Origin of the sequence: Paracoccus pantotrophus, from assembly GCF_008824185.1 — a bacterium.
Classification (GTDB): Bacteria; Pseudomonadota; Alphaproteobacteria; order Rhodobacterales; family Rhodobacteraceae; genus Paracoccus; species Paracoccus pantotrophus.
In genome coordinates this window covers 1,082,909-1,106,842 of sequence record NZ_CP044426.1, presented here as the reverse complement: position 1 = coordinate 1,106,842, position 23,934 = coordinate 1,082,909, and the positions used below count along the sequence as shown (strand labels likewise).

The window sequence follows — 23,934 nt, the reverse complement described above, 5'->3', positions numbered from 1 at the left end:
TCTATTCTCCTTCCGCAGCCAAAAGCCGGCACTGTGCGTCGAACAGGCGCAGCCCCTCGGCTCGCAAGTCGAAATCGCGAGTGCCGAGCGCCCAGCGGATCGCCACGCCCTGCACGAGCGACGTCAGCAGCGCCGCCGCATCGTTTGCGGCGATGTCGCCGCGCAACGCGCCGGTTTTCTGGCCGGCCCCGACCTCCATCGCCAGAAGGCTGTGGAAGGTCGTGAGCCTGCCGTGAAAGGTGGCGCGCAGCTTTGCGTTGGTGACGTTCAGTTCGCGCGAGAACAGCAGCATCGGCAGCGCGGGGGTCGCGTCGATCTGCGCGAATTGCGCGGAAATCAGGGCGCGCAACCTGACGACCGGCGTGTCTCCGAGGCACAATGCATCCTCCCACGCCGTTGCCAGCCCCTCGGCTACATGCTCGGCAACGGCCTGCCAGAGTGCCGCCTTGGTCGGGAAGTGCCGGAACAGCGCGGCCTGCGTGACGCCGATCTGCGACGCGACCGCCCCCGTCGTCACCCGGTCCGGCCCGATCCGGTCGGCCAGGTCGAGCACGGTGGCCACGATCTCGGCCTTGCGAAGCTCCGCTGGCTTTCGCACGGGGCACCTCGTTAGTTAGTGAGTGGTCACAAACATATTTAGGCTGCCTCATGCGATGCGTCAATCACTGGGCATCATTTTCTGCATGCATTGATTGCCGCGACACCGGGAACTAGGTGCGCAAGAGGGAGGCCGGCCTATCTCTGCCCCCGACGCCGCGAATACGGAAGACAACACGTAAGTTCGTCTAACGGAAGCTAAGCCGCAGCTCTGAAAAGTGCAGAACCATCTGGTTCAAGTTGTTTAATTAGGAGGATTACGTTTGGTGCGGGGGAGCGCCGATAAAGATGGTTGCGCGCCCCCGCAACCAAAATTCCCGAAAATATATCAAACACTTAGGCCGCCCTCCGGGCGGCTTTTGCGTGTCGCGTCGTGTTGCAAGGCCGTCCCGAACACTCCCCAAAGATTCCAAAGGCTTACGACTAAGCCCGATTCCTCCGTGCAACACGGATGCGACACAGGACCGGGCTGATGTTCCGCAGGCGTTCCCACAATCCCGGGCTAGTGCGCGAGGAGTTGCCCTGACATAATCGCGAGCAAGATAGTTGCTCCGAGTGGTGATATGCCGATTCCAGATTTCCAGACTTTGATGCTGCCCGTCCTTCGCCTTGCCGATGCTGGGGAGATCAAGGTTGCGGATGCCGTGGGTCGGATTACCGATGAATTTGCCCTTACCGATCAGGAGCGCGAGGAACTGCTGCCCAGTGGCCGCCAGGCGAAGATCGCTAACCGGGTCCACTGGTCGGTCACCTACCTTGTGAAGTCTGGCCTCGTTGAGCGCCCTCGGCGTGGCTACTTCGCGATCACGCCCAAAGGGAAATCGGTCCTGTCGAGCCCGCCAGAGCGGATCGACATCGCGTTCCTGTCCCAGTTCGACGGTTTCGACGAATTCCGAACGAAGGCCAATGAGGATCACCCGGCTGAAGTAGAACCGACGCAGGATCTTGCGGCCGGGACCCCCGAGGAACGGGTGGAGGCGGCATTCGAGGATCTGAACGCCGCGCTACGAGAAGAACTGCTGGAACGCATCCTGGTGATGCATCCGACCGCGTTCGAGAAGCTGATCGTCGATCTCATGCTGGGGATGGGCTACGGCGCGAATGGATCGGGTGAGCGGCTCGGCCGAACGAGCGACGGCGGGATCGATGGCGTGATCAACGAGGACGTCCTCGGCCTCGACATCATCCACCTCCAGGCCAAGCGCTACGCGACCGGTAACAGCATCGGCGTGGAGAAGATCCGCGAGTTCGCCGGGGCGTTGGACGAGCGCGGTGCCACGAAGGGCGTGTTCGTGACCACCAGCCACTTCGCGCCGGCTGCGATCCAATATGCGCAGCGCAGCCCGAAGCGCCTTATACTGATAGATGGAGAAGAACTGACCCGGCTGCTGGTGAAATACGGCGTGGCGGTTAGGGGTTACCGCATTCTCGAACTGAAGAAGGTCGACACCGACTACTTCGACGAGGCCGAAGGCTGACCCGGTTCTAGCTGCGCCAGTGCCTGTCGCAGGAGCAGAACGGCATCCGCCACAGTGCCGACATGGCCCCAGTGAACATCATCGGGGGAAACGCAGAAATGGTCGGCCGACAGGGCGGCGAGCCTCTCCAGCAAGCCGTCGAACTCGGCCTTGCTGCTGATGAAAGCGCTCACAACCCTATCGTTCTCGTCTTGGCTCATCGGGCCCTCCTCGCTGTGTCGTCGCGGAGCAGCGATCCATAGGTGCGCGGCGAAAGCGAGCAGTTACAGCGGCTTGATCGATCCTTAGGCCGCCGCCATCGCGATCCCGTCCAGCCGCACCGCGACGCTGGTGACGCCGTTCCCGGCGGCCTCCACCGCCACGCCGATGGGGAACCGCCCCACGGCCGGTGTGGTGACTTCCTTGGCCGTGTTGTCCCACGCCACGCGCGCGCCGACGGTCAGCACCGCGGCGCTGGCCTTCGGCACCTCGAACACGCCGGTGGTGGAGAGCTCGACCGGGTCACCCTCGGCCGAGGAATAGGCGGCGATGCCGAAGATGCTGCCCACGATCAGCGCGTCGCCCGAGGCGATGCCGCCCGCGGGCGTCGTGACCCGGACGATGTGGCCGTTCTGGAGGTAGTTCTTCATCTCAGAGCCCTTTCGAGGATTGGATCCGGACGACCGAGATACGCTCGGTCGCCCCTGCGATCTGCCGGTTGAGGTCCGCGAGCGCGGCGGCCATCTCGCCGTCGCTCGCGTAGGTGATGCGCTTGCCGTCGTATTCGACGGTGCGGACGCCCCGGTAGCGCGCGGCCATCAGGGCGTCCCGCCAGGCGGTGAGCTGGGCGAGGTCGGCCATCACGCGCCTGCGTTCATGAACCAGCCGCGGTGGTCGATGAAGCCCGCCCCGAAATCGAGGATCACCCGGATCTCGACGCCGTCCACGTCCCAGCCCGAGCGGCTCTCGACCTGCGGGCCCTCGGCACCCGAGAGATAGGCGAACTCGAGCCCGTCGATCTCGCCGGGGTCGGCGGTGACATACCAGCGGGTGGCGCTCGACAGCCGCGGCTCGACCACCATCGACAGCGAGCCTGAGAACGGGTTCACGTCCGCAGCGGTGGCCGGGGCGATGCTCGCCAGCCACTTCTCGGCGGTGGTCTCCAGCGCGGGCGGCACCAAGAGGTTGCGGGGCGTCACGCGGATCGTGCGGTCCTCGATGCCCTTCTGGGTGCGCAGCGCCAGCCGCGCCGCGGACAGCGTGGCGTCGGAGATCGCCGCGCCGGTGCCCGCCTTGTTGCCATGGTCGGCATGGAACAACGTCTTGCCGTCCGACATCGTGGGCCCGTTGCCGCTGCCCGCCTCGAGGAGGGTGACGAGGATGCGCGCCTCGGTCTCGGCCGCGGCCTGACCCATGCGGCGGGCGAGGTCCGCGAAGGCGCCGAGGTCGTCGTTCACCAGCACCTGCCGGGTGATGCCGATCTTCCGCGCCCAGGTCTCGACCTTGTAGGCCTCGCGGGCCTCGGCCATGGTCCCGGCCTTGATCTCGCCGTGCTCGTTCAGCTTCTCCAGCAGCGGGGCCTCGCCCAACATGATCTTGTTCACCGCTCGGAAGTCCCGCGCCGTGGTCTGGCGGCCGAGGCGGCGGATGCCCGAGGGCGCGGCCTGGTAGGCGTCGCGCAGCACCCGGCCCACCGTGTCCCCGAGGATGATGGGGAAGTCGGAGGTGGTGTGCAGCGCGCGGGTGACGAGACTCGCGGGCGACAGCGCCATGGTCGACTCGCCGCGGAGCGTCAGCAGTTCCTTCGCCATGTCGACGGGCGTGGAATAGGCGTAGCGCCGGGCGGGCTCGGAGAGCTCGTGGCGCGGGTTGATCCGCGCATAGAGCGCCTCGCCCATCTGCCGGGTGCGGAGCGCGGGATCGTCCTGGCTCTCGCCCATCTCGACGCGAACCTGCTCGGTCCGGATCGACGGCGCGGATCGCTTCGCCAGCGCCTCGAAGGCCGCGCGGCGCGCGGTATCAGCATCGGCGGCGGCATCGATCTGACCGTCGACCCAGGATTGGTCCAGCCCTGCGATGCGGGCGATGGAGCGGATCTCGGCATTGGCCTCGGCGCGGGTCTCGGTGGTCCGCGCCGTGTCGACGGCCTCTTGGGTGGTCGTGTCGGTCATCTCTGTCTCCATGCGAATGTGGGCGCCGGGATCGGCGGGCGTCGGCACCAGGGAAATCTCGTGGGGCGTCCAGCGCACGGCGGTCAGCACGCGCGCGCCGTTCTCCGTGTTCTCAACCCAGTCCTCGACGGAGTAGCCCACCGAGACATGCCGCAGGATGCCTGCCAGCACGTCCTGCCAGACCGGCTCCACTTCGGGCCTGGCCGAGAACTGGATGAGCGCCGTGCCGCGCTTTCCGTCGACTGCGGCGCTGCGGACGGAGCCGAGCACGTCGCGGACGGCGGTCTGGCGATGTGCATCGAGCACGCTGGCGCCTTCGAGGCGCGACAGGTCCACGGCCTCGGGTGCAAGGCTCAGCCGCTCCATGTATTGACCCGCCATGTCGCGGCGGCGCACCGGCGCGCCGGTGGACCAAACCACCTCGACCGTTCGTGCCTCGGGATCGGCCGTGGCGGGCGCGAGCGTCGCGTGACGGGTGAGAAATCCGTTCCTGTCCTGGACGGTTTCTGCCAACCGGCCCGGTGGCACTATGGTCGTGGAAAGCGCGATCTCGGTCTCAGCCATCGGCCGCCTCCTTCTGCTGTGGCGACGCGGTCTTGCCGAAGGCGAGCCCCAGCCCCACCGCGCGCTCGCGGTCGGCGGCGATCTCGGCATCCACCTGTTCGGCGTCGTAACCGCGCTCGGAGATCGCCTGGGACCGGCTCTTGAGCCCGGCGCCGATCGCCATGATCTCGGCCTGCACGTCCTTCATCGGATCGACGTAGTCGAACTTCGGCGGCAGCCATTCGCACCCCAGATACGCCTCGGGGTTCCGGTCGAAGTCCCGCGCGGGCAGCTCGCCCGTCAGCACCGCCAGCCGCACGAACCGCTCCCAGACCGGGCGGCAGAACAGGTGCACCACCACGTTGTGCTGGAGCTGCTCGACCCGACGGCGAAACTCGATGAGTCCGGCGCGGATCGAGGAATAGGTCACGCCTTCCAGGTCGCCCGAGACCAGCTCGTAGGGCAGCCCGAGCCCGGCCGCGACGGCCCGCAGGTGGTTCTTCACGAAGGGGGCGTAGGCATCGTGCTCGGTCGGGTTCGAGAAGCGGATGTCGGTACCGGGTGGCAACGGGATCAGGCTGCCGGGCTCCATGCCGACCGTCAGCGCGCCACCGGTGTTGGTGCCCGAGAGCCCACCCGCCGTGCCGTCGGGATCGGTGATGAAGCCGGTGAACAGCGCCGCGACCTTGGCCTTGACCAGCGCCGCATCCTCGAACTGGTCGAGCTCGTGCAGCCGCAGCAGAACGGGCGCGAGCCAGGTGATCCCGCGCAGCTGGCCCGCGGCGAGCGGCTTGAACAGGTGCAGGCAATCGGCGGCGGGGAAGCGGAGCGGGTCAATGCGGAGAGACCCTAGCGGATCGCCCGGGCGGGAGGACAAGACCCGGTAGGCGACCCGGCGACCGGCGGTATCGAACTCGATGCCCGCGCGGATCCGCGCCCCGCCGCCGATCTCGCGGTGCAGGTCCATCGGAACCTGCTCGCGATCCAGAAGCTCGAGGTGGAGGGGGATGGTGCTGGCCTCGCCGGCGACGCGCAGCCGGGCGAAGCTCTCGCCGCTCTCGACCATCGCGCGCACGGCCATGGCCTGCAGCCCGTAGAAGTCGGCCAGCCCGTCCGGGGCGGCATGATCGGTCCAGCGCAGCCAGAGCGCCTGGAGGCGTTCGCGCACGGCCCGGTCGGGATGGGTAGATTGCGGCTTGATCCCGGCGCCGACGACATTGCCCACCAGGCTGTCCACCGCCGCCGCGACCCACGGGTTGTTCCGCGCATACCACCCGGCCCGCCGCGCCGCCGTGGTCGCGCCCGCGAGGATCGCCGCGTTCAGCCCGTCGACCGTCCGCGCCCCCTCCCAACGCCGTCCGCCACCCGCAGCGTCGAAGCCGCGAGCGCGCGCGAGGCCGAGAAGGCGATGAAGGAAGGTCCGCATGGGCGACAGAATCGCCCGAAACGGACCCTCAAGCTATTGGGAATGTTTGGGAATTGCGGTTCTTGTAGTGGGTCGCCGATGCGCGTGCCCTTCGATGCACCATCGGCGGGCAGTTGGAGAGCCGCCGACCTGCATGGGCTTCTCATTGGCTCGGATGTCGAATAGATAGAGGATGGAGGCGTCGGCTCACCGGCGCCCATTTGTGTTGGGGTTGTATTTGAGGAGCGGCATGCAGTTCAATCGATCCGAACTGAATGCTTCGGCTGTTTCCCTCGCCGGGGCATCCGACGTGGACGAAAGCTGCGTCGGCCGCAATTATCTGATCGAAGAAAACGTCTCTGATCAGCGGCGGGACGACGTGGAGACCTACGAACCGCTATCAGAAGATGTCCGTATGGTGGTGAACAGCTACTTCGTTGATAGCGTTCAGGGGCTGGCGCGGGGCCACAACTCATCGACTTTCGATGAAGCTACCAATGATTTGGCACTACTTTCTGCTACTGTGGAACCAGTGCAGAAGATCATCCGCCTCGAGCGGATTGACCGCCATTTGGAACCGCAAGGAGGACTCGACTTCGACAGCTTGGTTGAAGCTCTCCGGACAGGCGATCATCACAGGCTCTCGGCGCTCACGGATTAGTTCCAGAATTATCCGGGCGAGCGTCCTTCATTTTCCGCATTCAAGAGTGAGGTTTCGGACGATCTGAAGGAAGCGGACTGGCTGCAAAGAATTATTGACCGTCTTGGATTATACCACCATTACCCGTTTGTTCCGGGTAAGCCGTACAGGTTTGCGCTCATGGAATACACCGCTGATGAAGTCATCAAGCAGGCTCATGCAAAGGGGATTGATCGGTGTTTCTCTTTGGCGACCGTTCTTGAGTGCCAGGACAACCCTGCGTTCTTTCCCGTTCCGCGCTCCACCAGCCATGGGTTCACGGTGGACCTGCGCGAGCGCAATCCGAAAAAGCCGAGCGTGCGTGAGATCCTCCACATCCGCTTCGATTATTCCTGGAGGCATGTAAAGCGGCTGGCCGAATGGTCGGGAGCGGATGTTCCCGACATAGAGGTCGCGCGCGGTCGCCACCTTGATACCCTGCGAACGGAAACGGGGCGCACGGATTTTGGCGAAGTCGGGATCTGAGCATGGCGACGCCTTCAGCCTTGGAAAAATGGAAAGCCCAGCTACGGGATGACGGGAAGGCCGCACTTCGGGCTCTCCTAAATGGGACGGCGTCGCTCGCGCGGCTTTCGGCTGCTGAGCCTGAAGACGCTGTGGACACAATTCTAGCTTCGGAACCTCGCGACTCTGATGTCGTTCGCGGCTTCGACCGCGGCTGCGCCGAGCTCCTCGAGGAATTCCGCTCAACGCTCCTGCAGCAGGAAGGCCGTTCGTTTCGCATCGAGCTGGCGAAACTCGTAACGCTTGTCACCATCATTCGGCGGTTGTTGCCCGAGCAGACGGTTGCGGACCTCCATCGCCGCTATGTTCTTTGGAGCGGTTTTTTCGAGAATTTCGTCGTGGATCGCGGTCTTGACCTGCGTCGCGAGTATTTCCGCATCCTCGCGCTCAGCCAGGACGTCGCTGCGGATCATGGCCTGGAGCCGCGCCGGCTGATGCCGCTCTGGCTGTCAGTCTGTGCGGAGAGCGGCGACGCTGGACGTTACGACGCCAGCTACTTGCGGGTCGCGCTCCTGGGGCTGCGTCGCCTTCCGCTGGGTGATGATTTCGATGCAAACGAGGACTTTGCGCTTCAGGGACTTGCGCGCTGGGCCGTGACACAGCGGCCGAGCACGGCTGCCTTCGAGCGTGAATGGCGCATTCTTGAAGGTGACTTCCCGCGGGATGCCGGCTTCTGGACGGATCGCGTCCAAGCCGCCATCACGGCTGCCGAGCGCGAGCTGTCGGAACGCACGAAAGGTGCCGAGACGACATTTCCCATCGCCGCTTGGTGGCGAGAGGATGTCGATATCCACCCCGGGGATCATTCCCTGAGGGGCGCGGGAGCAAATGAGCCGCCTGCCCGGGAAGCGCGTGAAGCGATTTTGCGTGATATTGGCGGCGCACTGACCAACGTGGCACCGCGCATCGACACGCTGATGAAGGGTCACAGGCGCTATGCCGACACGACCGGCGACGTTTTCTATCTTGTCCGGACGGCCTGCAATATTGGAATGCGGCTGCTTGAGAATGGCCCGCAGGTTGAGAAAGCGGAGAGGGGTGCACTGGCCGCGTCGCTCGCGAACCTTGCCTTCGACTATGACCCAGTGAATGTATTCGCCTGGTCCCTTATGCGGGATGCGCTGGCTGCCGCTGGTCGCATTGCCGATGCGGAGCTTGTTGGCTGGGAAGCGATCCGACGTTTCCCTGAAAACCATCAGTGGCGCACCCAGCTTGCGACGGTGCTGACGGTTTATTCCGGCAAAGCGGAAGAAGCAGCGGCCCTCCTGCGGGAGACGATAGCTCTGTTCCCCGAAGAACCGTATGCGCGCAACCAGCTAGCGACGGTTCTGGCTGACGACATGCGACGCACCGACGAGGCACGCCATGTTCTTGATGGCGCGATTGCGGAGGGTGTGGCCGATGATGCGACCCGGTCCCTGCTGCAAAAGCTAGACCAAGGGCGCGCGCTGCGTCGCGTCAGGCCGCAGGCGGTAGCTGTCGAAGATGCAAGCACGTTGACTCTGCCAACGGCAATGGCGCGGCGGCAGCTCTTTCTATTCGAGTCTGGGCTTTCTTCCGAGGACGGTCTGCGTGTGTTTCTCGCAGATACGCCGCAGGACAGCTACGCGACCTACGTGTCCGAGAGGGCCGGGTTGTCGGACATTCCATTCAAGACGACTTTTGCCATCGCCTTCGAAGACGCGCTCGAGAAAGCCGAGCCATCCGCACTGCGTGCGCTCGTTGCCCGGGGGCGTCCGATGGAACGTGCTATCGTCGAGGAAGCAGTCGCTGTCAGCGAAGGCCGGGTTGTGGCATTCTCAGAATTTCTTGCGGACGCGGAAAGAGATGAGCGCCTGCAGAATCTGGAGCGAACCCTCCAGCAGCAAGGCGGGAGCGAAGATCGTCGCACCCTGCTGCTGCGCGACTTCGCTGCGTCGACGCTCTCAACGAGTGTTGTCTCATTGGTGGCGGCTTGAATCGAGGGCACGGGTCCTCACCGTTCCATCCATTGGGAGCGCACCGGGGATGGTGCGCTTCTCGCCATAGGACACTGCCTACTCACCCCGTCCACCTCCTCGTTCAGCCTGAGCCCCATGCTGATCAGCCCGTGCAGGGCGGCGTGGGCGTAGACGAAGGTGTCGAGGGCCTCGTTGCGTTCGCCGTCGCGCTTGGGTTGCCAGGAGCGGATCGGGCGGCCGCGCTCGAAGCGGGTGACGACGCGCTCGGCGGTCAGCTGGCGGAAGTAGTCGGCATCGAGGCGGCGGGGGAAGTGGATGGCGCCGGGGCCGGACTCCGCGAGCCTTAGGCGGGCGTAGACCGCGTCCTTCACCGCGTCCACGCCGACGATGAAGAGCGGGATTTTGCCCTTGTTCGTGCGCGTCGGGCGGCGCGGCCACACGGGAATACCGGGCCCGCCGCGGCCCTTGATCGCCCAGATGCGGCGCGCGAGGCGCGTGCGGCAGAACTCGTAGGCCATCTTCGTGTGGTGGCCGCCGGTGTCGATGGCGGCGGCGCGCACGGGCAGGTCGTGCCCGGCGGGATGCGGGAAGGTCGCCTGCAGGACCATGTCGAGATCGGACCAGAGCCGCGGCCCGGACGGGTCGCCCCAGACCCGATTGATCCCGGAAGGCTCCCCCTCGCGTCGCAACAGGATGAAGAGTCGCCGATAGCCGAACCGACGGCGCTCATTGGCGAGCTCTCGCAGCCGCCCACGCAATTCCGTGTCGGGCCGGCGTTGTGACTGATAGCGGATCATCTTCCGATCCGCACCGGCGATGAGGCAGGCCCGTCGTTCCGACAGGCCGTGCTCAGCCTGCAGATATGCGACGGCTTCGCGCTTCACGGCGGGCCCTACCACTTTTTTGAAACCAGGTCCTTCATTGCCGCCAGGTCGAGCATCTGTTCGGCCAGCAGCTTCTTCAGCTTCGCGTTCTCGTCCTCGAGCGCCTTTAGCCGCTTCGCCTCCGACACGGTCATGCCGCCGAACTTGGCCTTCCAGTTGTAAAAGGTGCCTTCCGACATGCCGTGCTTGCGGCACAGATCGGCACACTTCGCACCGGCCTCATGCTCGGCCAGGATGCTGATGATCTGCTCGTCCGTAAATCGCGTTCGCTTCATTGTCCGTCCTCAAGTTGGGCCGGACTCTAATCGCATCTGGAGGAAAAATCCCGTGGCAGGTCAGACCGAGATCACGCCGGGGCAGGATTCCGACTACACCGGCTATGATATGGTGATGGCCGACAACCTGCCGCAACCAGCAGTTCTGGTCGCCGACAGGGGCTATGACTCTGATAAAATTCGGGAAGACATCGAGAGCCGCAACGCCCTGCCCATGATACCGATGCGAAGGAACCGAAGGGTGCGCAAGGCTGTCGACATGACCATCTACACCCTGCGCAACATGGTCGAGCGCTGCTTCAACAAGCTGAAAAATAGCCGCCGCCTTGCAACCCGCTACGACAAAACCGCCGAAAGCTTCCTTGGCTTCGTCGACGTCGCCTGCATCAGGCTCTGGCTCCGCCATTTGTCAACATGACCTAGGCCTGCGGCTGCGACAAGGTTTGAGGCCACCGTCAGCGCCGTGTCGCTGTCCTTTGCGCCAACACGAACCCACCAGTTGCGCGCCCGCCCCGGATTGGCATCGAGCAAAAGGGCATCGGCTTCATCATGCAGCGTTTCGGCAAGGTCTGCATCGATCCGTGCGACATTGCGGCGGTCGATGCGTTCTTTGGCGCGCTGAAACGGCTTGATGTGCTGGTCAATTGCGAGGGCTATCTGCAGCGGCCAACAGACCCTCCCGTGCCTCCCGACGCCACCCAGTCAGAAGCGAGCGGGAGATTTCGTAGTGCCGCACCGTGGCTGCCGCCCTTCGCCGTGCCGCGTAGCTCTCTTCGATTATGCGAAACTTCTCCTCCTCGGTCCAACGACGACGCCGCCCGGTATCCATGACCGAGAGGACCTCAACTTGGGACATGATGCTATGGTCTGCCATAGCTTCAGGCTCTTACAGACAGCCGGTCCGTCAGACGGCCTTCGGCGGAGTCTTGCCATATAAATTCCGAAAAAGAATTTTAATGTAAATTATTATGAACTTTTCTCACCAATCCTCGCGCGCTAGCGTCGGTACCATCGACTTTAAACTCGTGGTGAGGGCGGAATGAAGCTGCACATGGCTTTGGCTCATGGGGTATCCCGATTGGGCGCGACTCGACTCTATGGGCTTGTCGGCGACGCCAACCTTTTCATGGTCAACGCCTATATCGCTGCGGGTCTCGGCACCTATGTCGCCTGCACTCATGAAGCGAACGCGGTTCTGGCCGCCATCGGTCACGCCCAGGCAGCGGGCGAAATCGGCGTGGCAACGATCACTCACGGACCAGCACTAACCAATGTCGTGACAGCGCTTGCCGAGGGGGTGAAGGGCGGGATCCCTTTGGTGGTGCTTTGCGGCGATACCGCGCCGGGCGACATGCAGCACCTGCAGAAGATCAACCAGCGTGAGGTCGTGGCGGCATCGGGTGCATTGTTCGTAGAGATGCGCCGCCCCGACACAGCGCTGGTAGACCTCGAGCGGGCATTTCATCTGGCGGCGATCCGGCGGTTGCCAGTGGTTTTTAACATGCGCGTCGACCTGCAATGGGCAAAAGTGGATGGTCTGCCAGACCTGTCGCCCCCCGCAGTTGTTACCCTGGCCGCCGCGTCTGGGCAGGCGCTTGAAGATGCGACCGGCATCCTTGCCTCGGCGCGCAGACCGCTGATCCTTGCGGGGCGCGGCGCGATTGGCGCGCGTGACGCCCTGATCGCGTTGGCCGACCGGATCGAGGCCCCCGTCGCCACGACACTTAAGGCTCAGGGCCTGTTCCGGGGGCACCCTTTCGATCTGGGGATTTGCGGCGGGCTGAGTCATCCGACCGCCATCACCACGATCATGCAGTCCGACTGTATCCTGGCTTTCGGTGCGAGCCTCAGCAAGCACACGACCGAGGACGGCGCCTATACCAGGGGCAAGCGTGTCGTCCAGATCCTGCCAGATGGCGAGGAAACACCGCGCCTCGACCGGCCAACGATGCGGCTGATCGGCGATATTGCGGCCACCGCGCAGGCGATGATCGAGATGCTGGATATGGCCGAGATCCCGGGCTCTCGGGCAGTCGATCCCGCGCTGGCGGCGGCGCTGGCCGATGAGGCACGTGCCCGCGAAATCCTGCCCGCGCCTGCGCCCACGGCCGAGGGCACGGTGGATTTCGTGCCCGCCTTGCGTCGGTTGAACAACGCCTTGCCTGAAGATCGCGTTCTGGTCGCGGATCTGGGCCGGTTCGTCACCACCGCCTGGCGGCACCTGCCAGTCACGCGTCCACGTGATCTGGTCTATACCAGCCATTTCGGTGCCATTGGCTGTGGTCTGGGCGAGGCCATCGGCACGATGAGCGCGATCACGAACCGCCCCACTGTTCTTGTCGCAGGGGATGGCGGGTTCCTGCTCTCGGGGCTGAGCGAACTGGCCACGGTGGTTCGTGATGGTGCAGATCTGGTCATCATCCTGTGCAATGACGGCAGCTATGGCGCAGAGCATGTCCAGTTCACGAACCGCCAGCTGCCGACCGATCTCTCAATGATCGTTCATCCCGATTTTGCCGCAGTGGCCCGCGCATTGGGAATGGATGCCGTCTCTGTCCGCGACGAGACTACGCTTGAACAGGCCTGCATAGCCATCCGCCAACGAAAGGGCCCGTTGCTGATTGACCTGCATCTCGATCCAGAACGGATCGAGATGTAGCCAGCCCCTTGCGGGGCCTATTGAAAAGATCTCGCGGGTAGTCGCGAGGCAGATCCAACAGGAGAAAATGAAATGAACTTGTCCAGACGCGGTTTCATCCGTTCGACAGCGGGCCTGGTCGCGGCCAGCAGCTTCGGCGTTCCAGCTTTCGCCCAGGAAAAGCCCTTCGTCGTCAACATGTTCGGTGGACGCTGGGAGAACGACTGGCGCCAGCATGTGATGCCGAAATTTGCCGAGCAAGTCGGCCGGCCGTTCAGCCTTGATATCGGCATGGGCACATCGTGGATTGCAAACTTCCGCGCCGCAGGCCCTGAAAATCCGCCCTTCCCGGCGGTGATGCTGAACGAGAAATATACCGCAATGCTGCGCAACGACGGCTATTTTGCGACGCTGACGCCTGAAAACGTGCCGAATATGGCCAACGTGATCACTCCCGCCATTCTTAAGGGCAACACGGCCGTTACCGGCATGCTGGCGCCGCTGGTTCTGGTATATCGCACCGACCTGGTTAAAGAGCCGCCGCGCGGTTGGGCCGATCTCTGGCATCCCCGTTTCCGTGGACAGCTGGGCCTGTATCAGATCACCAACTCTGCCGCAACGATGATGGCGCTTTGGGCGGGCGAGCATTTTGGCTCGGGGCGCGATGATATCGAGACGGCCGTCGCCAAGTTCAAGGAACTCGCTCCCTTCCCGCAGCTTGGCTATTCCGCGCAGCTGACACCGCTGCTGATCCAAGGGCAGATCACCGTCGCCCCACTGGACGTCGGCGAAGTCAAGGCCATGCAGGATCAGGGCATCCCGGTGGACTATGTCGTGCCCGAGGAAGGCATGATGGTCTTTGACCACTCGTTCAGCGTGTTCGAGCACAGCGAGGACAAACAACTCGGCTTCGACTATGTCAACTTTGTCCTCAGCCCGGAAATCCAGTTGTGGATGGCCGAGAACTGGCTGATCGCGCCGGTCAACACGACGGTGCAGATGCCTGAAGCACTGAACAAATGGCCGCTCCAGCCCGAGCTTGTCTCGAAGGCGATCCGTTTCGATTGGGATGACACCCTTGCGATCACGCCGCGGCTGAACGACCTCTGGGAACGGACCATCTGAACTATGGCGACGGTTGAAGTCAGGAATCTGCGCAAGCAGTATGGAGATTTTATCGCCCTTGATGGAGTGTCCCTGACGGCAGGATCAGGTCAACTGGTCACTCTGCTGGGGCCTTCGGGCTGCGGCAAGAGCACGACGCTTCGCTGTCTTGCCGGGTTTCTGGAACCCGATGGAGGGGATATCACCATTGAGGGCGCCAGTGTTCTGGCCACCCCTGCCAACCGTCGTGGATTTGGCGTGGTGTTTCAGAACTACGCCCTGTTCCCGCATATGACCGTAGCCGAGAATATCGGCTACGGACTGAGGTTGAAGAAAGTGCAGAAGGCCGAGATCGCCACCCGCGTTGCCGAGGTGATGAGGCTGGTGCGACTCGAAGGTCTGGGTGATCGGCTTCCGCGTGCGATTTCGGGTGGGCAGCAGCAGAGGGTAGCTTTGGCCCGTGCGCTGGTCATGAAGCCGCGCCTGCTGCTGCTGGACGAGCCGCTGGCCAATCTCGACGCCAGACTGCGCGACGAGGTGCGCTGGCTGATCCGCGATGTGCAGCAGCAATCCGGCATTACAGCCTTCTATGTGACCCATGACCAATCCGAGGCGATGGCCATGTCAGATATGGTCGCGGTGATGAAGGCCGGCCGCGTCGTACAATTTGCTACCCCGCGCGAGATCTATCAATCTCCGAGCGAACGCTACGTCGCGAATTTCACTGGCGAGGCAAATTTCCTGACCTGCACGCGGTATGCGGCGATCAGGGCGGGGCACTATCGCGTCGATGTCGCCGGCGCACAGCTTGAGGTGGCGGGGATCCCCGGCATTGCCGGCACGGCCGAGTTGCTGCTGCGCCCCGAAGCATTGCGCTTTGCCGCCCCTGACGAGCCGCGGGCCTTTGTCGGAACGGTTGTGAAATCGGCCTTTCTGGGCGCGTCGCTTCACTGCGAGTTGGTCCTGTCCACGGGCGGTAACCTCAGGCTGACGGCCCCGCCGGATCATCCCGTCGCCATCGGTGCCGAGATGGGCGTGGTCGTCGATCTGGGCCATGCATGGCTGATGTCCGAGGTTGCACCATGACACGGCGGCGCATGCTTCGGCTGTCCCTTGCTATCCCGGCAGTCGCGCTGATCTTCGTCTTCATGATCCTGCCGATCACCAACATGGTCGAGATGAGTTTCCGCACCCTTGGAACCACCGGCCCTTTCGGTGACGACTATACAATGGCGCATTACGGCCGGATCCTGACCGACGGCTATTACTGGGCGATCCTGCTGCGATCCCTGATGACGGCGGGCGCGGTGACGGTGCTGTGCCTGATCGTCAGCTATCCGATCGCATGGCATCTGTCGCGAGCAACGGGGCTCAAGGCGGTGCTGCTCTATGCGCTGATCGCTTCGCCGCTGATGACGGGCGTTCTGGTCCGCAACTTCGGCTGGATGATCGTCACGGCGCTGAACGGGCCGCTGAATGAGAGCCTGATCGCCCTGGGCATCATCGACATGCCCTTGCGTCTGCTGTTCACCCAGACCCTTGTCATTCTGGCGCTGGTGCATGTCTTCGTGCCCTTCATGGTGCTGCCAATCAACAATGCGCTGCGCAATATCCCGCCGGCACTGACCGAGGCCGCCGCCTCGATGGGGGCGACACGCGCCCAGACCTTTCGCAACGTGATCCTGCCGCTCAGTTTTCCGGGGATCTATCCGGGGATGATCCTGGTCTATGTGCTGTCGGTGGCCGCCTTTGTGACCCCTGCGCTGCTTGGGGGGCAGATGGTCAGCTATATGCCGACGCTGATCGTGGCCGAACTGACGGGCACCTATCGCTGGCCGCTTGGATCGGCGCTGGCCATCACGCTGTCGGCTTCGACCCTGCTGATCGTCGCGATCTTCACCGCGCTGACCTGGAAACTGATGGAAAGGGCGCGGGCATGAGCGAGCGTTCGAGCATTTTCGGGGGGCAGGGCGTGGCGTCCTTTGGGTTCGCCCTGCTGATCGTCGCGCTGTATGTCTTTTTGATCATGCCGCTGATCACCATCATCGGCGCATCCTTTACCAGCGGGCTGATGATCGAATTCCCGCCCCAGGGGTTTTCGCTGCAATGGTATCGCGAATTCTTCAACCGGCAGGATCTTGTTGACGGGCTGCTGATGTCTTTGCGGATTGCCGCGATAACGGCACTGGTGACGACAGTCGTGGCCGTGATGGCCGCGCTGGCCGGTCAGGCCATCGGTGGCAGGCTGTCGGGCTGGTTCCAGATCGGCATGACCTTGCCGCTGCTGGTGCCGGAACTGCTGACGGCGGTTGGGCTACTGTTCTTTCTTTACAAGATCGATCTTGGCAAGACGGTCACGGGCTTGCAGATGGGGCATATCCTGATGTCCTTCCCCTATGCCTATGTGTCGGTTACAGCGGCATTGCGGCAGGTTCCGCCCTCGCTGGAAGAGGCATCCTCCAGCATGGGCGCGACGGGCTGGCAGACCTTCCGGCTGGTGATCCTGCCGCTGATCATGCCGGGCGTCGCAATGGGCGGGATCTTTGCCTTCATCAACAGCTTTGACCTTTATACGGTCTCGCTGCTGCTCAAGCCGCTTGGGGGCAATACCCTGCCGCTCGCGCTGTTCGATTTCCTGACCTACGAATTCAAGCCGACTGCCGCTGCCGCCGCGACGATCTCGATCCTGCTGTCCGTTGCGGGTGTTGCCATTGTTCAACGCCTCGTCGGGCTTCAACGCGCCTTTTGACCAATCGACCCCAACTGCGAAAGCACCCGTTATGACCGATCTGCCGGACCGTCCGTGCATTCTCTACCAGCTTGTCAGCCCGCTGCACAAAAGCGCCGGCGAGGCCGAGATTGCGCGCCGTTTGTCGATGCTGAAACTTTGGGCGCCGGGGGCGGATATCCACATCGCCTCACCCGAGAGCGGGCCGGCGGCGGTGCAATCCGCGACAGATATCGCGATGGTGTACCCGCATTTGCAGGACAGCGCCCGGGGCTGGCAGGACCGGGGGATCGATGCCGTGGTCATCGGGTGCTTCAGCGATCCCGGCGTCGAGGCGCTGGCCGAGATATCGGGCCTGCCGGTGATCGGCCCCGGCGAGGCGGGCCTCCTGGCCGCGGTGCAGATGGGCGGGCGGTTTGCCGTGCTGTCGTCGAACCCGACGCCGCCGGGCCTGCGCCGCCGGGTCCGCGCCATCGGGGCCGAGCCGATGTTCGTCACCGAGGCGCTGGTCAGCGGCTCGGTCGCCGATCTGGTGCGCGATCCCGACCCGCACCTGCCTTCGGTCATCGCCCAGGCCCGCAATTGTGTCGAGCAGGGTGCCGAGGTGCTGGTGATCGGTTGTTTCGCGATGTCCTTCGCGCCCGACCTGCCACGACAATTGTCGGCCGCAACCGGTGTTCCGGTCATCAACCCCGTCATCGCCGGTCTCAAGGCCGCCGAGGCGGCTGTTTTCTATCATTCCGGCCTCTCGCGCGGCCGCTGCGCATCGTCTTATGGGAGCGTACCGTCTTGACCATCCAGACCTCGATCACCGAACGCCATGACGCGCTGTTGAAGGCCGCCACGCTGCATCAGCACCGCCGCCAGCCGATCACCGATTTCACCTATCCCGAGGGTGTGAAGATTGCTGTCAACTTCACGCTGGATTTCGATGCCATGCTGCTACGCCGCCTGCTGAACGAGCCCTGGGGCCAGCGTGCCAAGGGAGAGTTCGGCGGGCGTGTCGGCATCTGGCGCATCCTTGACATGTTCGACGCGCAGGGGGTCAAGGTCACGCTGTTCACGCCGGGCCGGATCTGCGAGCTGTACCCAGAGGCGCTGAAGCGCGCTGTCGCTGCCGGTCATGAACTGGCCGACCATATGTGGCAACACGAGGTGCCCGAGGATCCGGCCATCGAAGACGCCCATCTGACCCGCGCCATTGCGGCACTGGAAGGCTTTGCCGGCACGCCCATCATCGGCACGCGCTCCAGTCACACCCCCCGGCTTCTGCGGGAAAAGGGCATCGTCTATAATTCGTTCACCTCGGCCGATTACCTGCCCTTCTACGAACTGGACGCGGCGGGCGAGAACCCGATCCTGCAACTGCCGTTCCACTATGCGCTGGATGACGCGATGTATTTCAGCTTTGGCTGGCTGGACACGCCGAATGATGCGCAGCGGATCATGGATGTCGATGAGGTGTTCGAGATCTGGTGGGCCGCGTTCGAACAGCAGTATCGGCGGGGCGGCTATGCCAACTTCCTGCTGCACCCGTTCGTTTCCGGCCGTGCGATGCGGGTCGATATGCTGGAACGCCTGATCCGGCGCATGAAGACCCTGCCGGACGTCTGGTTCCCGACCTGCGCCGAACTGGCCCGCCATATCCTGACTAACCATCCCTATCAGAAAGCGCCGAGGTAAGATCATGCCGTGGAAAAGCAATTATACCACCAGTGACGAGATCGGCCTGCGTGACGGACAGATCCTCTGGCCCGAAGCGCGGCAGATGGCGTTGGGGCTGACCGTGAACCTGAACCCCGCCGGCACCGGCAAGGGGGTGACCGGGAAAGACCTTGCCTATCCGACCTGGCATTTCGGCATGAGTCATGGGCTGGACGCATTTCTGAAGCTATTCAACGACTTGGGGGTCCGCGCCACCTTTGCCGTGCCGGCTATCATCGCCGTGGCCTATCCCCGCCAGATCGAAACCATTCTTGCCGAAGGTCACGAGATCGCCGCACAGGGCCTGTTCGGCGAGGACAGCCTGCAACTGTCCCCCGAGACCGAGGCCGCCCATATGGAGCGTGCGACCGAGATCCTGTCGCGGATCATCGGCGCCGCACCCAGGGGATGGTTCGCATTGTCGCGCCCCGACGACCGGGCGGCAACCGGCTGCGCGACCGATCACACCGCCGGGCTGCTGCGTGAACGCGGCTATCGCTATATCGGCAACGGGCTGGCGGACGATGCGCCCTATTGGTGGGTCAGCGACTTCGACCGGCATCAGGCGCTGCTGGCCTTGCCATACTACTATCACTTCGACGACACCTTCTTCCTGATGTTCCCGCGCGAGGGGACCGGGCTTGAACGGCCGCAGGCGCTGTTGCGAGGCTGGCGGGCCGAACTGCGCGCCCAGTATCGCCGGGGTCGTTATTTCAACATCTGCGTCTCTCCGGCACGGTCGGGATGGGGGCATCGGTTCGACAATCTGGCGACATTCCTGCGCGAGACGATGGCTCTGCCCGGTATCTGGGCTGCAACCGGGGCCGAGATCGCGGATTACTGGCATCTTCACTATCCGGCGGAAACGACGCTGAAGCTGGCGCCCTCGATCTGGCGCGACTATGCCGACAGCCTGAGTTGAGCCATGACATCGAAAAGCGAAGATATTCTTGAGGGGCTGATGGATTGGGTCCGCATCGACACGCTGACCGGCCATGTTGACGGGATCGCGCGGCTGGTTGACCTGATCGCGTCGCAACTGGCCCCGCTGGGGGCCAGCCTGCAACGGGTGCCGGGGCGGGACGGGATGGGCGACCACCTTGTTGCACGGTTCGAGGGCGGCCCGGGTCCGGGCGTTCTTGTCACCAGCCATATAGACACGGTCTGCCAGCCGGGAACGGTCGCGCTGCGCCGCGATGGCGACCGCCAGTTCGGACCGGGTATCGCCGACATGAAGGGCGGCGGCTTTCTGGCCCTATGCGCGATGCGCGATATCCGCGCCTCGGGCAGGTCTCTGCCGGGGCCGGTCACGATGATCTATAACAGCGACGAGGAAATCGGCTCTCCGACATCGCATCGGATGATTCAGGATCTGGCCCGCCAGCATGGTGCGGCGCTGATCCCCGAGCCGGCGCGGGGTGACGAGGCGATCACCTTCCGCAAGGGCCGGGCCAAGTTCTCGGTCCGCATCGAGGGGCGCGAGGCGCATGCCGGCTCGGCCTTTCGCGACGGACGCTCGGCCATATCCGAACTGGCCCGGGTGATCTGCAAACTGGATGCGATGACCGATCTGGAGGCCGGCACGACGGTCAATGTCGGTCGTGTGGTCGGCGGCACCGAGCCCAATGTCGTGGCCGGACAGGCGCGCTGCGATATCGATCTGCGCTTTACCGATGATCTGCTGGGTCAGCAGGTCGAGGACGCGATCCTTGGCCTGACGGCCGACGATCCCGACATCCGGCTCTATCCCGGCGGCGAGATCGAAAAGCCCTGCCTCCAGCGCACCGCGCAGAACATCGAGATGTTCCGAACTGCACAGGCGATCAACAAGACCCTCGGCCTCCCCCTGATCGAAACCCGGTCGGGCGGTGGCAGCGACGGCAATTTCACCAGTGCGATCGGCGTGCCAACGCTGGACGGGCTGGGCGTGATCGGAAATCACTGGCACTCGCCCAATGAACATATCCTCGTGTCGCCGCTGGAACGGCGGGCGGCGCTTCTGCGTGACCTGATCCTGACCTATGCCGGCAGGGCGCCGGAAGGACATTGACATGACCCCGAACTTTGGCGCCACGCGCTCTGACATTCGCAGCCGGCATGCGCTGCTGACCCCCGAAAGCCACGAATGGATCATCCAGCCGGGATGGGAAGGTGCAGAATTTTCCTGCCTGATCTCGCCCGACATGGGGGCGAAATTCGCGATGTTTCTGCTGCGCTTTCCGGCCGATTGCATGGCGCCACCGGCGCTGCCGGGCGTTGCGCGATTCCTTCTGTGCCTCGAGGGTGAATTTCAACTGGATGCCTCTACGACCCTGAATACAGGAGATTTCGCCTTTCTGCCGCCCGAGGATACGGCCGCATTGCGCATCACGCAGGGATCGCGGCTGGTGCTGTTCGAATGGTGCTTTCTTGCCTCGGGCCCGGTTCCTGCGGCCCTGCACGGATCTGTGGACGCGGTGACGGGGCAGCCGCTGCGCGGTAATGACTGGCTGATCGTGCAGAAACTGCTGCCCACGGATCCGGCCTTTGACGCCGAATTCAACGTCATGACCTTCCATCCCGGCGCCTCGCTGGCCTATGTGGAAACGCATTTCATGGAACATGGGCTGTTGTTTTTGGACGGCGGCGGTGTTTATCGGCTGGATGATCGCTGGTATCCCGTCGAGGCAGGTGACGCGATCTGGATGGGGCCCCATGTGCCGCAATGGTTCGGCGCCCTTGGCCGCACACCTGCGCGCTATCTGATCTACAAGAACTACAACCGTTCTCCGCTTGCCCGGCGATGAGCGGCTCAGCCGCCATATTGCGCGAACAATGTCCTGACGGCGGCGGCGAAAGCGACCGACGATGCCGTCGGCGCGCGCCCTGCCAGACGGCAGCAGGTCAGCGGTTTTTGCACGAAGGCAGGGTCGTCGATTTCGATGAAAGCAATGTTTTCGCCCTTGTTTTGAAGGAAACGCCCGATGACCACGCTGACCCCCATGCCGTTCTGCACCATCTGTCGCAGCAGGGTGAAGGAATTCGTCGTCATGACGTTTCGAACGCTGATCGAGCCCCGTTCGAGGGCATCGTGCAACATCTGGTGCAGCGCGAGCGTCGGGTCGGGGAAGATGAATTTTTCTCCCGCGATCTCGCCAAGGCGAACCTTGCGCCGCGTTGCAAGGCGATGATCCGGCGCGGTGACCAGATATACCCGGCGATACAGCGTGGACAGGGTTTCAATATCCGGCGAGGGCGGAACATTATAGCCCAGCCCGATATCTATATCGCCATCCCGCATCCAGGAAAGCAGCACCGGCGTGTTTTCGACCATGATGGTGAACTGAAGGTTCGGATGGTTGCGGTTGAAATTGCGCAGCATCCCCGGCAACAGGTCGGTGGCGACCACTTCGTTGACGCCCAGCCGCAGATGGCCCAGTTGCAGACCCTGCAACTGGTCCAGCTCCTCGCGGGCGATGTTCAGTTCATTGATGACCGAGGCGCAACGGAACAACAGCACGCGCCCAGCCTCGGTCAGTTCAAGACCGGCGCGGCCCCGTGCCCGGCTGAACAGTTCGACCCCCAGATTCTCCTCGAGGTTCTTGATCTGCTTGCTGACGGCAGAGGGTGCGACATTCAGCTTGTCGGCCGCGCCACGAAAGGATTCCTGCCGCGCCACCTCGACGAAATGGCGCAGGCCTTGAAGCCGAGCGAGGATCGCACTGGAGATCACGGGGAACCTGCACAGAAAACACTGCAAGTTCGACAGCATAGTTGAAGGGAAAGGTGATGCAAGACGACATGGGCATCGTGCTGACAGAATTGGAAGCGGCCCTTGGCACCCGCGGCATCCTGACCGGCCCGGATGCCTGCGCGGGTTACGCCGCAGACCAATCTGGGCTGGTTCTTGGAACCCCGGGGGTCGTGCTGAGGCCCGCCGATACTGCTGAGACATCTGTCGCCGTCAAGATCTGCGCTGCGCACGGCCTTCCGATCATTCCGCAGGGAGGACGAACGGGCCTGTCAGGAGGCGGTTGTGCGCTGCCGGGATCCGTGGTGCTCAACTGTGAACGCATGACTGGGATCGAAGAGATCGATCTCGGCGCAATGACCATGACCGTCCACGCAGGAACCCCGCTTCAGGTCGTGCAAGAGGCCGCCCGTGAACAGGGTCTTGATTACCCGGTCGATATCGGCGCGCGCGGCAGCGCGACCATTGGCGGAACCATCGCGACAAATGCTGGCGGGGTCAGGGTTCTCCGCCATGGGATGACCCGGCAGAATGTCCTGGGGCTGGAGGCTGTGCTGCCCGATGGCTCGATCATGTGCAGGCTGGGCAAGACCATCAAGGATAATTCCGGACTTGATCTGAAACAGCTTTTCATCGGATCTGAAGGCATATTCGGGATCATCACGCGCGCGGTTTTACAACTGCGCCCGATGACGCCGGGGTATTCCACCGCGCTGCTGGGGCTACGCAACCATGAAGCTGCACTGAAATGTCTGGCGCTGGCACGCAGCCATTTCAAAGACGCTCTCGCCGCGTTCGAGGGAATGTGGCCGGATTATTGGGACCATGTTTGCCAGCATGGTCTTGCCCGCTCGCCGTTTCACGAGCGGCACGGCTTTTATCTGCTAATCGAGGCCGCGTGCGACCAGCCTCAGGACACAGTGCAGATGGAAGGCTTTTTCGAAGCCGCGCATGAGGCCGGGCTGGTGCAGGACGGCGTACTTGCGCAATCTCTGGCTGAGGCACAGGCGCTGTGGCAGATCCGTGAAGTGGTTGGTGAGGTTGATGCGAGTTTCGGCCCGCATGTAAATTTCGACATCGGGATTGCGCCGTCCCAGCTTGGTGGGTTCTGCGATGCGGTTGATCAAAGTTTGAAGGACCTGCCTTTCCCGGCAAGTACGCTGAAGGTCGGCCACATCGGGGACGGCAACGTCCATCTTCTGGTCGCTTGTGCCGACAGGGATGAAGCGAAGGCCAGGATCGAGACGATGGTCTATGACCTGCTTCGGGGTTATTCTGGAACCATCACTGCAGAGCATGGTATCGGGCGTGTCAAAGCGCCTTGGCTGACCTACTGCCGGACTCCTGTGGAGATTGCTCTGATGCAGAGATTTAAAGAAAGTTTGGATCCAAAGCTGATCATGAACCCGGGCGCGTTGATTTTTAAATGATGGGTTGGATAGCTGCTGTGTACGGCACTTATGTGCCGCAGAAGACCCAACACAGTTGCGCTTCTTCGGTATTTTCGAGGGGGCTGGACCTGTCGCGGTTTAGCAGGCCGCTGAATTAGTCGTT

24 protein-coding genes and 2 pseudogenes are annotated in these 23,934 nt (G+C 63.3%); 16 read left to right on the top strand and 10 right to left on the bottom strand.

The annotated features are described in order from the left end of the window. Position 1: 1 nt before the first annotated feature. Entirely contained in the window at positions 2 to 562 is a 561-nt protein-coding gene (locus ESD82_RS15935) for a TetR/AcrR family transcriptional regulator (protein ID WP_223191456.1), read from the bottom strand. 598 nt (positions 563 to 1,160) lie between these two features. Here ESD82_RS15935 and ESD82_RS15930 point away from each other — a divergent pair. Beyond that, entirely contained in the window at positions 1,161 to 2,075 is a 915-nt protein-coding gene (locus ESD82_RS15930) for a restriction endonuclease (protein ID WP_147427920.1), read from the top strand. Here ESD82_RS15930 and ESD82_RS15925 read toward each other — a convergent pair. From ESD82_RS15925 to ESD82_RS15905, 5 genes are all read right to left on the bottom strand, one after another. Then, positions 2,051 to 2,275, bottom strand: a complete 225-nt coding sequence (locus tag ESD82_RS15925; protein WP_147427921.1) for a hypothetical protein — start codon at positions 2,273 to 2,275, stop codon at positions 2,051 to 2,053. The genes ESD82_RS15930 and ESD82_RS15925 overlap by 25 nt on opposite strands. Before the next feature lie 84 nt (positions 2,276 to 2,359). Further along, positions 2,360 to 2,704, bottom strand: coding sequence for a DUF2190 family protein (locus tag ESD82_RS15920; protein WP_147427922.1), 345 nt, complete (start codon positions 2,702 to 2,704; stop codon positions 2,360 to 2,362). 1 nt (position 2,705) lies between these two features. After that, entirely contained in the window at positions 2,706 to 2,915 is a 210-nt protein-coding gene (locus ESD82_RS15915; RefSeq protein ID WP_147427923.1) for a phage head-tail joining protein, read from the bottom strand. Further along, positions 2,915 to 4,753, bottom strand: coding sequence for a prohead protease/major capsid protein fusion protein (locus ESD82_RS15910; RefSeq protein WP_407672835.1), 1,839 nt, complete (start codon positions 4,751 to 4,753; stop codon positions 2,915 to 2,917). Before ESD82_RS15910 ends, ESD82_RS15915 begins: the two co-directional genes overlap by 1 nt. Before the next feature lie 28 nt (positions 4,754 to 4,781). Then, positions 4,782 to 6,194: a phage portal protein gene (locus ESD82_RS15905; protein WP_147427924.1), complete on the bottom strand. Its 1,413-nt coding sequence runs from the start codon at positions 6,192 to 6,194 to the stop codon at positions 4,782 to 4,784. A gap of 229 nt (positions 6,195 to 6,423) precedes the next feature. Here ESD82_RS15905 and ESD82_RS15900 point away from each other — a divergent pair, with 229 nt between their 5' ends. The 3 genes from ESD82_RS15900 (at position 6,424) to ESD82_RS15890 (ending at position 9,335) form a co-directional block, all read left to right on the top strand. Beyond that, positions 6,424 to 6,834 (top strand): hypothetical protein, encoded by a 411-nt coding sequence (locus ESD82_RS15900; RefSeq protein ID WP_147427925.1) that lies wholly within the window; start codon positions 6,424 to 6,426, stop codon positions 6,832 to 6,834. A gap of 159 nt (positions 6,835 to 6,993) precedes the next feature. After that, the gene (locus tag ESD82_RS15895; RefSeq protein ID WP_147427926.1) at positions 6,994 to 7,338 is read left to right on the top strand and encodes a hypothetical protein; all 345 of its coding nucleotides are present in this window, start codon (positions 6,994 to 6,996) and stop codon (positions 7,336 to 7,338) included. A 2-nt stretch (positions 7,339 to 7,340) separates the two neighbouring features. Next, entirely contained in the window at positions 7,341 to 9,335 is a 1,995-nt protein-coding gene (locus ESD82_RS15890; RefSeq protein ID WP_147427927.1) for a tetratricopeptide repeat protein, read from the top strand. A 17-nt stretch (positions 9,336 to 9,352) separates the two neighbouring features. On the opposite strand, the gene ESD82_RS22015 is transcribed toward ESD82_RS15890, so the two are convergent. Continuing rightward, a complete protein-coding gene (locus ESD82_RS22015; protein ID WP_244314600.1) occupies positions 9,353 to 9,925 on the bottom strand; it encodes a terminase gpA endonuclease subunit in 573 nt (190 codons plus the stop codon). 66 nt (positions 9,926 to 9,991) lie between these two features. Beyond that, positions 9,992 to 10,476 (bottom strand): annotated as a pseudogene (locus ESD82_RS22010) (transposase); the annotation flags it as partial. A gap of 61 nt (positions 10,477 to 10,537) precedes the next feature. Between ESD82_RS22010 and ESD82_RS15880 the strand changes: the two are divergent. Next, positions 10,538 to 10,894: pseudogene (locus ESD82_RS15880) on the top strand (IS5 family transposase); the annotation flags it as partial. Positions 10,895 to 11,116: 222 nt separating this feature from the next. On the opposite strand, the gene ESD82_RS22640 reads toward ESD82_RS15880, so the two are convergent. After that, positions 11,117 to 11,305, bottom strand: a complete 189-nt coding sequence (locus ESD82_RS22640; protein WP_407672834.1) for a transposase — start codon at positions 11,303 to 11,305, stop codon at positions 11,117 to 11,119. A 210-nt stretch (positions 11,306 to 11,515) separates the two neighbouring features. Here ESD82_RS22640 and ESD82_RS15870 point away from each other — a divergent pair, with 210 nt between their 5' ends. From ESD82_RS15870 to allE, 10 genes are all read left to right on the top strand, one after another. Beyond that, entirely contained in the window at positions 11,516 to 13,135 is a 1,620-nt protein-coding gene (locus ESD82_RS15870; protein ID WP_147427930.1) for a thiamine pyrophosphate-binding protein, read from the top strand. Positions 13,136 to 13,207: 72 nt separating this feature from the next. After that, entirely contained in the window at positions 13,208 to 14,239 is a 1,032-nt protein-coding gene (locus tag ESD82_RS15865; RefSeq protein WP_147427931.1) for an extracellular solute-binding protein, read from the top strand. A gap of 3 nt (positions 14,240 to 14,242) precedes the next feature. After that, positions 14,243 to 15,304 (top strand): ABC transporter ATP-binding protein, encoded by a 1,062-nt coding sequence (locus ESD82_RS15860; protein WP_147427932.1) that lies wholly within the window; start codon positions 14,243 to 14,245, stop codon positions 15,302 to 15,304. 11 nt (positions 15,305 to 15,315) lie between these two features. Beyond that, the gene (locus ESD82_RS15855; RefSeq protein ID WP_147427933.1) at positions 15,316 to 16,158 is read left to right on the top strand and encodes an ABC transporter permease; all 843 of its coding nucleotides are present in this window, start codon (positions 15,316 to 15,318) and stop codon (positions 16,156 to 16,158) included. Then, complete coding sequence (locus tag ESD82_RS15850) at positions 16,155 to 16,967, top strand: ABC transporter permease (RefSeq protein WP_147427934.1); 813 nt, start codon at positions 16,155 to 16,157, stop codon at positions 16,965 to 16,967. Before ESD82_RS15855 ends, ESD82_RS15850 begins: the two co-directional genes overlap by 4 nt. Beyond that, entirely contained in the window at positions 16,930 to 17,739 is an 810-nt protein-coding gene (locus tag ESD82_RS15845; RefSeq protein WP_244314595.1) for an aspartate/glutamate racemase family protein, read from the top strand. Before ESD82_RS15850 ends, ESD82_RS15845 begins: the two co-directional genes overlap by 38 nt. Then, a complete protein-coding gene (locus tag ESD82_RS15840; protein ID WP_147427935.1) occupies positions 17,736 to 18,629 on the top strand; it encodes a polysaccharide deacetylase family protein in 894 nt (297 codons plus the stop codon). Before ESD82_RS15845 ends, ESD82_RS15840 begins: the two co-directional genes overlap by 4 nt. Positions 18,630 to 18,633: 4 nt before the next feature. Beyond that, positions 18,634 to 19,572: a polysaccharide deacetylase family protein gene (locus ESD82_RS15835; RefSeq protein WP_147427936.1), complete on the top strand. Its 939-nt coding sequence runs from the start codon at positions 18,634 to 18,636 to the stop codon at positions 19,570 to 19,572. 3 nt (positions 19,573 to 19,575) lie between these two features. Next, positions 19,576 to 20,700: a M20 family metallopeptidase gene (locus ESD82_RS15830; protein ID WP_147427937.1), complete on the top strand. Its 1,125-nt coding sequence runs from the start codon at positions 19,576 to 19,578 to the stop codon at positions 20,698 to 20,700. After that, positions 20,672 to 21,436: a (S)-ureidoglycine aminohydrolase gene (gene allE, locus ESD82_RS15825; protein ID WP_322789443.1), complete on the top strand. Its 765-nt coding sequence runs from the start codon at positions 20,672 to 20,674 to the stop codon at positions 21,434 to 21,436. The genes ESD82_RS15830 and allE overlap by 29 nt, the downstream gene beginning before the upstream one ends. A 5-nt stretch (positions 21,437 to 21,441) precedes the next feature. Here the strand turns inward: allE and ESD82_RS15820 are convergent, their stop codons facing one another. Then, positions 21,442 to 22,362 (bottom strand): LysR family transcriptional regulator, encoded by a 921-nt coding sequence (locus ESD82_RS15820; RefSeq protein WP_147427938.1) that lies wholly within the window; start codon positions 22,360 to 22,362, stop codon positions 21,442 to 21,444. Between the two features lie 56 nt (positions 22,363 to 22,418). Here ESD82_RS15820 and ESD82_RS15815 point away from each other — a divergent pair, with 56 nt between their 5' ends. Continuing rightward, complete coding sequence (locus tag ESD82_RS15815; protein ID WP_147427939.1) at positions 22,419 to 23,810, top strand: FAD-binding oxidoreductase; 1,392 nt, start codon at positions 22,419 to 22,421, stop codon at positions 23,808 to 23,810. Positions 23,811 to 23,934: the final 124 nt, after the last annotated feature.